The sequence below is a fragment of the Ancylobacter sp. genome, from assembly GCF_965229075.1.
Taxonomy (GTDB): domain Bacteria; phylum Pseudomonadota; class Alphaproteobacteria; order Rhizobiales; family Xanthobacteraceae; genus Ancylobacter.
In genome coordinates, this window is the sequence record NZ_CBDDIO010000002.1 from 2,326,235 (window position 1) to 2,339,093 (window position 12,859).

General features: G+C 66.2%; 15 protein-coding genes. 5 read left to right on the plus strand and 10 right to left on the minus strand.

The features are described 5' to 3' along the window. Positions 1-81: 81 nt before the first annotated feature. From ACO07Z_RS16910 to ACO07Z_RS16935, 6 genes are all read right to left on the minus strand, one after another. Positions 82-687, minus strand: coding sequence for a MarR family winged helix-turn-helix transcriptional regulator (locus ACO07Z_RS16910; RefSeq protein ID WP_421699762.1), 606 nt, complete (start codon positions 685-687; stop codon positions 82-84). Between the two features lie 276 nt (positions 688-963). Continuing rightward, the gene (locus ACO07Z_RS16915; protein ID WP_421699763.1) at positions 964-1,326 is read right to left on the minus strand and encodes a RidA family protein; all 363 of its coding nucleotides are present in this window, start codon (positions 1,324-1,326) and stop codon (positions 964-966) included. 68 nt (positions 1,327-1,394) lie between these two features. Then, positions 1,395-2,210 (minus strand): ABC transporter ATP-binding protein, encoded by an 816-nt coding sequence (locus ACO07Z_RS16920; protein WP_307058403.1) that lies wholly within the window; start codon positions 2,208-2,210, stop codon positions 1,395-1,397. Between the two features lie 198 nt (positions 2,211-2,408). Then, positions 2,409-3,647, minus strand: coding sequence for an amidohydrolase family protein (locus ACO07Z_RS16925; RefSeq protein ID WP_307058401.1), 1,239 nt, complete (start codon positions 3,645-3,647; stop codon positions 2,409-2,411). Next, the gene (locus ACO07Z_RS16930) at positions 3,644-3,994 is read right to left on the minus strand and encodes a hypothetical protein (protein ID WP_421699764.1); all 351 of its coding nucleotides are present in this window, start codon (positions 3,992-3,994) and stop codon (positions 3,644-3,646) included. The genes ACO07Z_RS16925 and ACO07Z_RS16930 overlap by 4 nt, the downstream gene beginning before the upstream one ends. Continuing rightward, entirely contained in the window at positions 3,981-4,346 is a 366-nt protein-coding gene (locus ACO07Z_RS16935) for a Rieske (2Fe-2S) protein (RefSeq protein WP_421699765.1), read from the minus strand. The genes ACO07Z_RS16930 and ACO07Z_RS16935 overlap by 14 nt, the downstream gene beginning before the upstream one ends. Before the next feature lie 110 nt (positions 4,347-4,456). Between ACO07Z_RS16935 and ACO07Z_RS16940 the strand changes: the two genes are divergently transcribed. Continuing rightward, on the plus strand, positions 4,457-4,948 hold the full coding sequence (locus ACO07Z_RS16940) for a MarR family winged helix-turn-helix transcriptional regulator (RefSeq protein WP_421699766.1): 492 nt from the start codon (positions 4,457-4,459) through the stop codon (positions 4,946-4,948). Between the two features lie 58 nt (positions 4,949-5,006). On the opposite strand, the gene ACO07Z_RS16945 is transcribed toward ACO07Z_RS16940, so the two are convergent. The 3 genes from ACO07Z_RS16945 to ACO07Z_RS16955 are packed head-to-tail and all read right to left on the minus strand — an operon-like array spanning position 5,007 to position 8,536. Continuing rightward, on the minus strand, positions 5,007-6,464 hold the full coding sequence (locus ACO07Z_RS16945; RefSeq protein ID WP_421699767.1) for an aldehyde dehydrogenase family protein: 1,458 nt from the start codon (positions 6,462-6,464) through the stop codon (positions 5,007-5,009). 51 nt (positions 6,465-6,515) lie between these two features. Continuing rightward, positions 6,516-8,300: a thiamine pyrophosphate-binding protein gene (locus ACO07Z_RS16950; RefSeq protein WP_421699768.1), complete on the minus strand. Its 1,785-nt coding sequence runs from the start codon at positions 8,298-8,300 to the stop codon at positions 6,516-6,518. After that, the gene (locus ACO07Z_RS16955) at positions 8,300-8,536 is read right to left on the minus strand and encodes a hypothetical protein (protein ID WP_421699769.1); all 237 of its coding nucleotides are present in this window, start codon (positions 8,534-8,536) and stop codon (positions 8,300-8,302) included. The genes ACO07Z_RS16950 and ACO07Z_RS16955 overlap by 1 nt, the downstream gene beginning before the upstream one ends. A gap of 171 nt (positions 8,537-8,707) precedes the next feature. On the opposite strand from ACO07Z_RS16955, the gene ACO07Z_RS16960 reads away from it, so the two are divergent. The 4 genes from ACO07Z_RS16960 to ACO07Z_RS16975 all read left to right on the plus strand — a co-directional run bounded on the left by ACO07Z_RS16960 (position 8,708) and on the right by ACO07Z_RS16975 (position 12,270). Further along, positions 8,708-9,667: an ABC transporter substrate-binding protein gene (locus ACO07Z_RS16960; protein WP_421699770.1), complete on the plus strand. Its 960-nt coding sequence runs from the start codon at positions 8,708-8,710 to the stop codon at positions 9,665-9,667. Between the two features lie 82 nt (positions 9,668-9,749). Continuing rightward, the gene (locus tag ACO07Z_RS16965) at positions 9,750-10,250 is read left to right on the plus strand and encodes a (2Fe-2S)-binding protein (protein WP_421699771.1); all 501 of its coding nucleotides are present in this window, start codon (positions 9,750-9,752) and stop codon (positions 10,248-10,250) included. A gap of 17 nt (positions 10,251-10,267) precedes the next feature. Then, positions 10,268-11,071: an FAD binding domain-containing protein gene (locus tag ACO07Z_RS16970; protein ID WP_421699772.1), complete on the plus strand. Its 804-nt coding sequence runs from the start codon at positions 10,268-10,270 to the stop codon at positions 11,069-11,071. An 8-nt stretch (positions 11,072-11,079) separates the two neighbouring features. After that, positions 11,080-12,270, plus strand: a complete 1,191-nt coding sequence (locus ACO07Z_RS16975) for an alpha-hydroxy acid oxidase (RefSeq protein ID WP_421699773.1) — start codon at positions 11,080-11,082, stop codon at positions 12,268-12,270. On the opposite strand, the gene ACO07Z_RS16980 is transcribed toward ACO07Z_RS16975, so the two are convergent. Continuing rightward, positions 12,258-12,821, minus strand: a complete 564-nt coding sequence (locus ACO07Z_RS16980; RefSeq protein ID WP_421699774.1) for a flavin reductase family protein — start codon at positions 12,819-12,821, stop codon at positions 12,258-12,260. The two genes, ACO07Z_RS16975 and ACO07Z_RS16980, sit on opposite strands and share 13 nt — an antisense overlap. Positions 12,822-12,859 lie beyond the last annotated feature (38 nt).

Genomic DNA, 12,859 nt, shown 5'->3' on the forward strand with positions numbered 1-12,859 from the left:
GGATTGTCAGTTGCCACTTGAGGCAAGGCCGGCAGCTGTGCCGGTACTCTCAGTCGCAGGCTGCACGTGCCCGAGCAGTACTTATGCTTCGTCGCGCTCGCGCTCATAGCGTCGCACTTCGGCCATGGCAAATTCGCTATTGAAGGATAGAGTAGTGAAGATTTCCCGCAACTTGGTGATCTGCTCACGCGATATGTCGTTGAAGAGCTGATCATTCACCCGGCGCAGGAAGGGGGCAACATGTTCGACGGCGGCTTCACCTTCGTGCGAGAGCTTGACGAGCACACTACGGCGGTCTTCCGCGTCGACATGCTTCACCAGCAGCCCGCGTCGTGAGAGTACCCCGACTTCGGTGGTGACATGGGTCGATGCCAGCTGCACATACTTCGCAAGCGCGTTAATCTTGACCCCCACTTCGCCCTGCTGGTACGCAACGCCGATCAACACCGCGAATTGCGAGCCGGTGAGCCCAAGCGCGCGCCCGAAGGCGGCGCGGCAGGCCTCCAGCCGGCTGAGCACCTGGACGATGAGGTAAATTGTCTGCCGGAACTCGTCGTCCCGCCCTTTCGAAAGAATACGGCGATGCGAGATCGTAAGGGGCGGAATGAATATCGATTTCGGGGCCGATTTTTTCTCAGGCCGTAATTTAGAAGAACTCGAATCCACGCGCGGTAACTTAGCCTTCATTGAATCCTCTTGCCGTGTCCCAACTCGCCGATTGCAGCCTCGAGGCACGGCAGTGCAGGGCACTCTGCCATAGTCCCGCGATAGCTTCAATCTTTAGCAAAAATTGAATGGCAAAGAGGTGTCGGTCGCGCGGCCTGTGGCGCATCCGGCACGTGTCGATTCTCCTTTGTCTAACTCTAGGTCAGGAGTGGGCCTCGTCATGGATGCCGAGCCCACCCCAAACCGGGGCGCCAAGCGCCGACGGGCGCGCGGGCGGGGCGTCAGGCGGGCGGGGCGTCAGGCGGGCGGGGTGGCGGCGATGGCGGCGATTTCCAGCAACCCCTTGCCGTGCAGCTTCGCCTGCACGCAGGAGCGCGCCGGCAGGTTGTCGCGATCGACCCAGCCCCGCCACACCGCATTGAAGCCTTCGAAATCGCGGTCGAGATCGGCGAGCCAGACCGTTGCCGAGATCAGCGCGGCCTTGGACGTGCCGGCATTGGCGAGCTGGGCCTCGATCTCGCGCAACACGTCGGCCGTCTGCTCGGCGATGGACGCGGTCTCGTCCGACGGCATGATGCCCGACAGATGCACGCAGCCATTCCAGGTCACGGAATCCCCGCGATGCGGCAGGTTGCGCGTGTTGATGCGCTTTATGGTCATGAAAGCCTCGCAGATTGGGAGGAGCGCGGCCCGGCCGCAGCCGCGGGCCGGGTTGCCGCAGGGGCCGGTTACTTCATCCCGCGATTGGACTCATCGCGCAGATCCGCCCAGATGGTGCCGACCAGCTGGCCGAAACGGTCCGTGGTGATGATGTCGGAGGTCCGCGGATGCGGGAGGTCGATGTCCACGATGCGCTTTATCCGCCCGGGACGGTAGGTCATGATCACCACGCGGTCGCTGAGCAGCACGGCTTCCGTCAGATTGTGCGTGATCAGCACGGTGGTCTGCTTCAGCTGCTGCTGGATTTGCAGCACCTTGTCGCCCAGCAGGATACGGGTCTGTTCGTCGAGCGCGGCGAAGGGCTCGTCCATCAGCAGGATCTGCGGCCGGACGACGAGGGTGCGGGCGATGGAGACGCGCTGGCGCATGCCGCCCGACATGGCGGCGGGATAATGGTTCTCGAAGCCTTCAAGCCCCACAAGCGCCAGCGTATCGCGGGCCCGCTCGATCCGCTCCGGCTTGGGGATCCCGAGCGCCTCCAGCGGAAACATCACATTCTCGATCGCAGTGCGCCAGGCGAAGGTCGATTCCTCCTGGAACACGCTGCCGATCGTGCGGCGGGCGCCGGGGTCGGATTTGCCGTGGACGACCACGTCGCCATCATAGCGGTTGAAGAAGCCGCCGATGATGTTGAACAGGGTCGACTTGCCGCAGCCGCTGGGGCCGATGATCGAGATGAACTCGCCATTGGCCACATCGAGCGAGAAGTCACGCACGGCCCAGATCGGCTCCGCGCCTGTTCCATAGGACTTGCCGACATTCTTCAGGCTCAGTGCCGGAACCGAGCCTGCCATTGCCGGGCTGACTGCCTGTGCGTGCATCATGCTAGATCGGGCCTCCTCCCGGAACGCCAGAGCCTGATCCGATCGGGTTGAAACAACCTGATCGGATCACGCTCCAAGTTATGGATAGAGAACGTTTTGCCGATCGGATTGCGGTGCAGTCCGATCGGAACGTACTCTAGCGCCTACTGCCTCCACGCTCCGCTCGCTCTGGCAAGCAACCGGCGCGTGCCCCTGCCTTCATCCACGCGCCGCCATAGCCCGCTGCTTCTGCCGCTCCAGCTTCCAGGGCGCGAAGTGCGGATCGAGCTTGAACAGATCCTGCGCGTTGCCGCCCAGTATGGCGCGCTTCTGGCCTTCCTGAAGAAAGGGAAGGTCGTAGATCGTGCTCGGCAGATCCATGTCCCAGTGGGGATAGTCCGACGAATAGAGCAGCTGGCTTTCCGCCTTCATCATCTTGAAGGTGAGTTCCAGCGCTTCCTTGTTCTCGACCATTTCCATGGGTTGCGAGGTGTAGAACATCTCGCGCATGTAGTCGCTGGGCTTGCGCTTGAGCAGCGGGGCGTCTGAGCTGCGCATCATGAATTCGTTATCGAGGCGCTGCATGAGGAAGGGCACCCATGCCAGGCCGCTTTCGATCCAGAGCGTCTTGAGGCGGGGGAAGCGCTCGGGCATGCCGTTCATGAGCCAGTTCGTCATGTGCACCATATTGTGCCAGACGAAACCGAGGGCATGGACCGAGATGAAGCGGTTCATCAGCGCCGTCGACTTGTCGCCCCACGTATAGGCGGCGTGGAAGCCGAGCGGCAGGCCGCGTTCCTGCAGGGCCGCATAGGTCTTCACGAAGGCGTTGTCCTGCACGCTCTTGTAATGCGTGGCCGTCACCATGAAGCCGATGACGCCCTTGCGGTCACCGAACTCCTCGACCATGCGGTAGCAGGATTCCGGGTCGTTGAACGGCAGATAGAGCATGGAGGTGAGGCGCGGCTCTTCTGACAGGATATTGTCGCACAGCCAGCGATTATAAGCCCGCGCCAGCGCCACCTCGACTTCCACGCGCGGGCAGGTGGCGATGTTCAGCATCGGGGTCGGGAACATGCAGGCCATGTCGACGCCCATGGCGTCCATCCAGCGCCGCATCAGTGTGATGTCGCGATGGATGGTCGGCGGGGTCGCCTCGTGGCGGCGCAGCGGGTAACGCGTCACCCGGCCGGTCATTTCCTGGTAGGAGCCGTCCACCGAGGTAACGCCGCCGCGCGCCATGCCCTGATACAGGGCTTCGTCGCGCAGGACCGGGTCCTCGATGTAGCGGGCGATCTCGCCGAACGCTTCCGTCTCGTAGTGGTGCGAATCCACGTCGACGATCAGGAAGTCCTCGTAATTGCGCTCCAGCGCCTGTTGATAAGCGTTGCCGAGATGCTCCTCGGTGTCAAAGGACTTGCGCAGGGGTTCTCTGAAGACTCCGGCAGTGGCGGTCATTGACCCGGCTCCGTAATAGGCAAGGGGCGTGCGAGCCGGCTGGAGCCGATGTTGGAGACGGCCTGCCAGGCGGCGAGTTCAAAGACGGCGAGTTCGACGCTCTCCAGCAGAGCGGTGCAGGCGATCACCGCATCGGTCGCCGAGAGCGTGTTGTTGCCGGAAAAGGTGCAGGGCGGCAGGCCCTGCTGCGCGCGCTCGGCCAGCAGGCGGATAGCGTGGGCAACCACCGTGCCCACATCGTCGCTGGCGACGCGCGCCACATCGCTCTCCGCCGCCGCGCTGAAGCGCCGGGTCAGCTCGGCCGCGAGCTCGGAAGTCGGGATCAGGCCCAGATCAGAACTGGACATAGATTCCGCCCTCCCGCACGACCGTGGCGTATTTGCGCAGCCGCACCGCCGAATTGCAGACGTGCTCGCCGGTCTTGATGTGAAATTCGTAGCCGTGCCACGGGCACACAATGTGCAGGTCGGTCTCATCATAGCGCTGGCCGACGAACAGCCCCGCCTCGTCGAGGACATCCTGGACCTGGGGGATGCGCATCCCCTCGCAGGCGGGGCCGCCCTGGTGCGGGCAGCGGTTGAGATAGGCGAGGTACTCTCCGTCATGCAGCATGACGCCGATCCGGTGGCCCGGCTCGCCGACGATACGGACCCCGCCATCGTCGAGTTCGCCGACCTTGCAAACAAACAGCTCGTTCATGAGGGCCTCATACAATAAGGTACATTATAATAAGTCGCCTTTTGATCTGAGTCAATTGACAAGGCGCCTTACGTTTTGGCTAGTGGGAGCCGTCAAACACAGGAGGCGGAATGTCGGAGGCGGATGAGAAGCAGGCCGAAATCGGGATAGGCTGGCACCTTCGGCGGGCCCACATGGCGTTCAGCCGGGCCTTTCGTCACGAGCTCGCCAAGGTCGACGTGTCCTTCGGCCAGTTCGTGCATCTTCAGAAGCTCTGGGAGAATGACGGCCCCACCCAGGCTGAACTCTCCCGTGCCGTCGGCATTGAGACGGCCTCGTCGACCACCATTCTCGACGAGCTGGAGCGGCTCGGCTTTGTACGGCGGGTCCGCAACCCGAAGGACCGCCGCAAGATCAACGTCTACCTCACCGAGGCGGGGCTCGCGCTCCAGCCGGTGCTGCTGGAGCGGGCCCGCGTGGTGAATCTGTGTGCGCGCAAGAACCTGAAGCGGAAGGATGTTGAGGCTCTGTTCGCGGTGCTCAACGACATCACCGACGCTCTGCTCGCGGAATATCCGCAAGCCGGCGGCCGGGCCGACGCCCGCGAACGCCTCGACGCCTGACCCCCGGAGGGAAGGGCGGCCGCGGCAACGCGGCCGCCGCTCCCGATCAGGGCCGGGCTCAGAGCGAGACGTTGATGTTCTTGAGCTGGGTGCATTCCAGCAGCTCTTCCAGCGATTCCTCGCGGCCGAGGCCGGACTGCTTGTAGCCGCCGAACGGCGCGCCCAGCGTGTGGGTGCTGCTGCCGTTGATCCAGATATAGCCGGCCTCCACCCGCGCCGCCGCCCGATGCGCCGTGGCGAGGTTCCGGGTCCAGATCGAGGCGGTGAGGCCGAGTTCGGAGCGGTTTACCGCCTCGATCATCGCGTCCTCGTCGCGCCAGCGCAGGATCGACATCACCGGCCCGAACACTTCCTCGCGGGCGATGGTCATGTCCGGCGTCACGTCGGTGAACACGGTGGGAGGATAGAAGAAACCACGGGAATAGACCGGGTCGCTGGGCCGGGCGCCGCCGGCGACGAGCCGCGCGCCTTCCTTCAGGGCGAGGGTGACATAATGCTCGGTCTTGCTCAGCTGCTGCGCGCTGATCATGCACCCCATCTGCGTCGCCTCGTCGGTGGGCAGGCCGAACCGGTAGGCCTCGACCGCCTTGAGGATGCCCTCCACCACCTCATCATGGATGTCGTCGTGCAGGAAGATTCGCGAGGTGGAGCCGCAGGACTGCCCGCACCAGGTGAAGTTCATGCCGTTGACGGCGCCGGCCGCCACCTTGGCCGGATCGCTGTCGGGATAGGCGATGAGCGCGTTCTTGCCGCCGAGTTCGAGCCCGACCTTCTTCAGCGTGCCGGCGGCGGCGCGGGCGATGGCCTTGCCGGTCGGCACCGAACCGATCAGCGCCACCTTGGCGACGAGCGGGTGCTCGACCAGTGCCTCGCCGCATTCGCGCCCGCCGGTCAGCACGTTGATGACGCCGGGCGGGAACAGCGGCCCGATCAGTTCGGCAAGGCGCAGGGTCGACAGCGGGGCCTGATCCGGCGGCTTGATAATGAGCGCATTGCCGGCCGCCAGGGGCGCTGCGGCACGCGAGGCCGCGAACAGGAAGGGGTGGTTATAGGCATTGATGCGCACCACCACGCCGAGCGGCTCGCGCATCGTGTAGTTCAGCGTGTCGTCGCCGACCGGAAGGGTCGAGCCCTTCATTTCCGTCACGAGGCCGGCGAAGAAGTCGAAAGCGGCGGCCCCGCCTTCCGAATCCCGGATCATCCGCCGGTAGGGCCCGCCGGAATCGGCGGAATCGATCAAGGCGATCTCCTCGGCATGGTCGCGGATCACCTGCGCCGCCTGCCGCAGGATGACGGCGCGATCCGCCGGCTTCACCGCGCGCCAGACGCGGAACCCTTCCTGCGCCTTGCGCACAGCGGCATCGACATCGCTCGCATCGGCCACCGCCCAGCTTCCCAGCGACTCGCCGGTCGCCGGGTTGATGGTGGTGTCGGTCTTTCCGCTCCCCGCCTTGAGCCACTGGCCGCCATAATAGAGATCGCGATGGTGGGGGAGCACGTCGGTATAGGTCGGCATGGTCATTTTCCCAAGGAAGGAGCGACGAGGCAGGCACGGGCCGTCGGGGCGTCAGCCGCCGCTTCCCGCATAGCCGGGGCCGATATGCACATCGAGCACGGCCACCTTACCGGCAAGGACCGCCTCGACTGCCGCTTTCATCGCCACCCGCAAGGCATCGGGATCGCGGATCGGACCAAGTCCCAGCGCGCCCTGGGCTTCCGCCATCTTGGCGATATCAGGCTCGGGATCGGCGATGCGCTGGCCGATCCAGCGATTCTCCACCGGCCGGCTGCGGCGGCGGGCAACGCGCTCCTGGTGCAGCTCGTCGTTGAAATAGGAGCGGTTATTGGCGGAAATGACGAGCATGGGAATCGTGTAGTGCACGGCGGTCCAGATGGCTGTGACGCCCATCAGCGTGTCGCCGTCGCCCAGCACCGCCACCGGCAGGCGCCCGCTGCCCAGAAGAGCCAGCGCCGAGCCGACCGCCATGCCCGGCCCCGACCCGACACCGCCGCCACCGGAATGGCCGAGCTGGTCGAGCGGGTGGTTGAAATCCATCAGCGCGCCGTCCCAGCCCAGCGGCAGGCGCGACAGGCAGACCGGCCGGCCCTCGGCCGCCTGGTCGAGCGCATAGGCGATATGGGCGAGACTCAACACGTCGCCGCGCGCGGGGGCGGCCGGACGGCGGGGCGTGACCGTGTAATGGCGCGCGGGCGCGGGCAGGCGCTCCAGCAGGGCGGCGGTGAACGCCTCCGGCGTGGTGGCGAAATGCAGGTCGACCGGTGGCAGCGCCATGTGATCGAAGCTGAAGCCGTTATGGACATGGTGGTCCACCGAGGCCAGCACGATCTTGGCGGGGCAGGGGCCGTCGGGCCACACGGTGCTGATGAAGCCGGCGAGGTCCACCCAGTCCAGCGACAGCACGACATCGGCCTCGGCTAGCCTGGCGATCGCCGCCTTGCTGAGCGACATGCCCGGCGCGGCGCAGTGCAGGGGGTGGGCGGTGGGGAAGGCCGCGCCGACCTTGAGGTCGGTGATCACCATCGCGCCGAGGCTCTCCGCCAGCCGCACGCGCCGGTCCCAATCCGCCGGGTCGCGGGTGGCGCGGCCCATCAAGATCGCCGGGCGCCGGGCGCCGGTGAGCAGGCGGGCCGCCTCTTCCAGCATCGTCGGATCCGGGGCGGGGGCGGGAACCGGGCGATAGCGCGCGAGATCCGGCATCGGGCGACCGGCGGCATAGGGAGCTTCCTGAACCTCGGCGTCGAGATTGATGTAGACCGGGCCCTGCGGTTCGGTGCGGGCGATCTGCATCGCCCGCAGCAGCGCCTCTTCCGTCGCCTCGACCGAGGCCGGCTGGTCGTCCCATTTGGTGTAGGAGCGCACCAGCGCGCCCTGATCGCGCATGGTGTGAATCCAGTCGATGAAGGGGCGACGCTTGGCGGCATCCACCGGGCCGGTGGCGCCGAGCACCAGCATCGGCAGGCGGTCGCACCAGGCGTTGAAGATCGACATGGTCGCGTGCATCAGGCCGACATTGGCGTGCAGCGCCACCGCGAGCGGCTTGCCGGCGGCCTTGGCATACCCATGGGCGATGGCCACCGCGTGTTCCTCATGCAGACAGACCAGCATCTGCGGCGAGGTGTTGCCGAGATAATTGACCACGCTGTCATGCAGGCCGCGAAAGCTCGATCCGGGATTGAGACAGAGATAGGGCATGTCAAGCTGGGACAGCAGGGCGGCGATGCGGTCGCTGCCCCAGGCCTGGGGCGCGGCGGCATCAATGCCGGTCGGCTGCTCCGGCTGGCTGGCGCTGGTCAGGGGCTGGCCCTCGGTCACGTTGTTGATCAGGTTCATCAAATCAAATCCCTGCCACGATCCGGCGCTTCGGTGCCCAGGCGATAAACATTCACTGGATAGATAAATAATGAAGCTTTTTTGGCGGAGGTCAAGAAGGCGAACAGCCCGCCGGCGCGCGGATTTCGAGGCATGCCTATTCTTGCATCGCTTTCGCGCGCCGAACGAGCTGTGCAGTCGCAGCGGACCGGCGCCGGAGCGACATGACAGGTGCGGGCGACGCCGTGGCGGCGCATGAGAGGAGGCCCTATGCTCAACCGTTCGGCATTAAAGCTCCTATTTTAAGCTTGATATTTACCTAGAATATGTACCTATTTATCCAGGATTTGTCCTTCGAGAGGGGCCGGACAGCGTCCACATTCACACTCCTTGGCGACGCATTGTGTTTAAAAAAGAGGGGAACTTCGATGCTAAAGCCTGTTGGTAAGAGCCTGGCCTTCTTCGCCGCCCTGGCGGCCTGCGGACTTCCGATGCCCGCTTCGGCGGCGGATACGGTGAAGGTGGCAGTCTCCTGGGTCGGCCTGTGGGACACCTCCCAGCCGACCTTCTGCAAAGATCGCGGCGAGTTTGAGAAAGCGGGGCTCGATGTCCGCATCACCCCGACGCGCGGGGGATCGGAAACGGTGCAGGCGGTGATCGCCGGCGGAATGGACATTGGCTATTCGCCCGGCACGTCCGCCGCCATCGCCGCCTTCGTGAAGGGCGCGCCGATCAAGATCGTCGGCTCCGAATTCGTTGGGCAGAACGACACCTTCTTCTATGTGCCGGTCAACAGCCCGATCAAGACGATCGAGGACATTGCCGGCAAGAAGGTCGCCTATCCCCGCCCGGGCGGGGCGACCGAGGCGGTGCTGCTGGGGCTCAAGGCCGAGCGCAAGCTCGACTTCACCCCGGTCTCGTCCGGCGGCATGGACGCGACGCGCACCATGACCATGAGCGGACAGGTCGATGTCGGCTATTCCGTTCCGCCGTCGGGCCTCGATGCCGTGGCCAAGGGCGAGATCCGCGTGCTGTTCAGCGGCGACGTGGTTGAAAGTCAGCGCGAGATCTCCGCCCGCGTGAATATTGCGAGCGATGATTTCCTGAAGAATCGCCGCCCGGCGGCGGAAAAATTCTTCAAGGTCCTGAACGAGTGCATCGACTGGGCCTATGCCAACCCCGACGAGTCCGCCAAGATGTTCGCGGCGCTCAACAAGATCGATCTCGCCACGGCAAAGGAAGCGCTCAAGTTCTACAACCGCAACAAGCTGCGCTTCGCGCCGGTGAAGGGCTTCGACGAGTCGATCAAATGGGCGGTGACCAACAAGTTCATTGAACAGTCGCTCACGCCCGAGCAGGCCAAGGCGATCATTGATCTCGTCCCGTGACCGCGTTGCCTGTAGAACCGACAGGGCCGGTGGCGCATGCCGCGCCGGCGGCCCTGCCGGCTCAGCCAATGGAGAGTTGGCGATGACCGCTCTATCGATAACCGTGAATGGCCGGCCCGTCGCCGCCGAAATCGACCCGCGGACACTCCTGGTGCAGTTCCTGCGGGATGAGCTGCGGCTCACCGGCAGCCATGTCGGCTGCGACACCAGCCAGTGCGGCGCCTGCACGGTCCATCTCGACGGGCGGGCGGTGAAATCCTGCACGGTTCTCGCCGTCCAGGCCGAAGGCGCGCAGGTGCTGACCGTGGAAGGCCTCGCCGCCGGCAACACACTGCATCCCATGCAGGAGGCGTTTCGCGAATATCACGGCCTGCAATGTGGCTTCTGCACTTCCGGCATGATCATGGCCGGCATCGAGATTGTGAACCGCCACGGCTTCGCGCTCGACGAGCACACCGTTCGCGAGGCGCTGGAAGGCAATCTGTGCCGCTGCACCGGCTATCACAACATCGTCCTCGCCATCATCGGCGGCGCCGAAGCCATGGCGCGGCAGCCGGGCGCCGCGCCCGCCGTGGCCGGGTGAGCCGGGGCAGATAGGCCATGTTCGCGTTCAACTACCATCGGCCGGAACGGATCGAAGAGGCGCTCATGCGGGCCCGCGACAGCGGCGACGCGAAGTTTCTCGCCGGCGGCCAGACATTGATTCCGACCCTCAAGCAGCGCCTGGCGGCACCCGGCGACCTGATCGACCTTGGCAGCCTCCCCGGGCTGGCGGGCATCGAGGTCACCCCGGAAGCGGTGACCATCGGCGCCATGACCCGCCATGCCGATGTCGCCGCCTCGCCGGAAATTCGTCGGGCGTTGCCGGCCCTCGCCGCGCTTGCCGGCCTCATTGGCGATCCCGCCGTGCGCAACCGCGGCACCCTTGGCGGTTCGATCGCCAATAATGATCCGTCCGCCGATTATCCCTCCGCCTGCCTCGCGCTGGGAGCCACCATCCGCACCGATCGTCGGAAGTTGCCGGCGGAGGCGTTCTTCCGCGGCCTGTTCGAGACGGCGCTGGAGGAGGACGAGATCGTCACCGCCGTCGGCTTTCCGGTTCCCGCAGCGGCGGCCTACCGCAAATTTGCCAATCCGGCCTCGCGCTATGCGATGGCGGGGGCCTTTGTGGCGCGCACAGTGGCGGGCGCGCGGGTGGCGATCACCGGCGCGGGCCAGGATGGCGTCTTCCGCTGGATCGAGGCCGAGGATGCCCTGACGGTGGCGTTCACCGCGGCCGCGCTCGACGGGCTTGCACTTTCCGCCGACGACATGATCGCCGACATGCATGGCGACGGCGCCTATCGGGCGCATCTGGCGGCGGTGATGACGCGGCGCGCTGTGGCCGCGCTGGCGACCGGCTGAGGGCGGCGATGCGCCGCCGTGCCACGCGCGAGGAACGCTACCCCACCGTGGCGGACCTGTGCGAGGGGGCGCGGGCACGGCTTCCCGCCTTCGTCATGGCGACGGTGGAGGGCGGATGCGGGGCCGATACCGTGGTCCGCCGAAACCGCGCGGCCTTTGACGACATCGCGCTGCTGCCGCGTCACGGCGTCGGCCTGCGCGAGCCATCGCTGTCCGTGTCGCTGTTCGGGCGGGACTATGCGGCACCCTTCGGCATCGCGCCGATGGGGCTGGGCGCGCTGGTGCGCCCGCAGCTGGAACAAGGCCTCGCCCGCGCCGCGCAGGCCGCCAACATTCCCTATGTGCTGTCGACGGTGGCCAGTGCGAGCCTCGAGACCATCGGCCGGCTCGCGCCGGATGTCCTGTGGTTCCAGCTCTTCGGCCTTCCGCGCGACGATCATCGCTGCACGTTCGATCTGATGCGCCGGGCGGCCAACCTCGGCGTCCAAACCCTGGTGCTGACCCTCGACACCCCCGTGCGGGCCCACCGCCCCCAGGATGTGCGCAACCGGCTCACCGTGCCCTTCCGTCCCGGGCCAGCCGCCCTGCTGCAGATGCTGCGCCGCCCGCGCTGGCTGGCGGACATGCTGAGGGCGGGGCCGCCGGGCTGCGAGTCGCTGCGTCCCTATGTGGAGGAGCCGGCGACGCCAGCCGACCTCGTGCGTTTCGCCGGCACCGCGATCGAGGGGGGCTTCAGCTGGGCGCTCGTCCGGCGTATCCGCGACCGATGGCCCGGCCGGCTTGTCGTCAAGGGCGTGCTGCATCCGGCAGACGCGCGCGAGGCGCGGGCCGCAGGCGCCGATGGGATCCTCGTGTCGAACCATGGCGGGCGCACCTTCGACGCCGCGCCGGCCAGCCTCGACATGCTGCCGCAGGTCCGCGCCGCCGGGGGCGATGGGGCGGTGATGGTGGATAGCGGGGTGCGCAGCGGGCTTGATGTGGTGCGGGCGCTCGCCTGCGGGGCCGACATGGCCTTTCTTGGCCGGCCCTTCCTCTATGCCGTGGCGACGCTGGGGGAGGAGGGGGGCGACTTCCTGATCAGGCTGCTGCGCGAGGATGTGCGCCGGACCCTGTGCCAGATTGGCGTGAGCACATGCGCCAATCTCGGCCAGGTGGAAGCACGTTCGCGGCGGGCCGGCGGGGCCGCTTACCAGCCATAGGTCCAGTAGGCGTCGTGCGGGGTCGGCTCGCTCCGCGCCTCAGGGTCGAGGCGGCGATAACTCCCGCCGAAGAACACGAGCGGGTCGGCCGAAGCCGAGGGGCGGCGCGCCATCGCGACAATCCGGCCGACGATGATTATGTGATCGCCGCCCTCATAGATGCGGTAGGTCTCACACTCGAACCAGGCCAGCGCGTCGGGGAACAGGCTCGCGCCGGTGGCCTCGCCGCGTAGGGTCTGCACCCCTTCCCATTTGTCGAGCTGCGCCCGACCGAAACGGGCGGAAAGTTCCTTCTGCGACTGGTCGAGGACGTTCACCGCGAAGTGGGTAACGCTGTTCCAGGCGGCGAAGACCTTGGAATGCCGGCCAATGCTGAACAAGAGCAGCGGCGGGTCCAGTGACAGCGACCCGAAGGAACTGACGGTCGCCGCGATCCGCTCCCCGCCGACGACGGCGGTGATGATGGTCACCCCGGTGGGGAACAGGCCGAAGGTCGCGCGAAGATCCTTGGGGGAAAAGGCGCGGGTCTCGGTGTCGGCCAGGGCTTCCATACGACCTCCCTCGGGCGCGGCGGCGCCCTTTTCCCGCG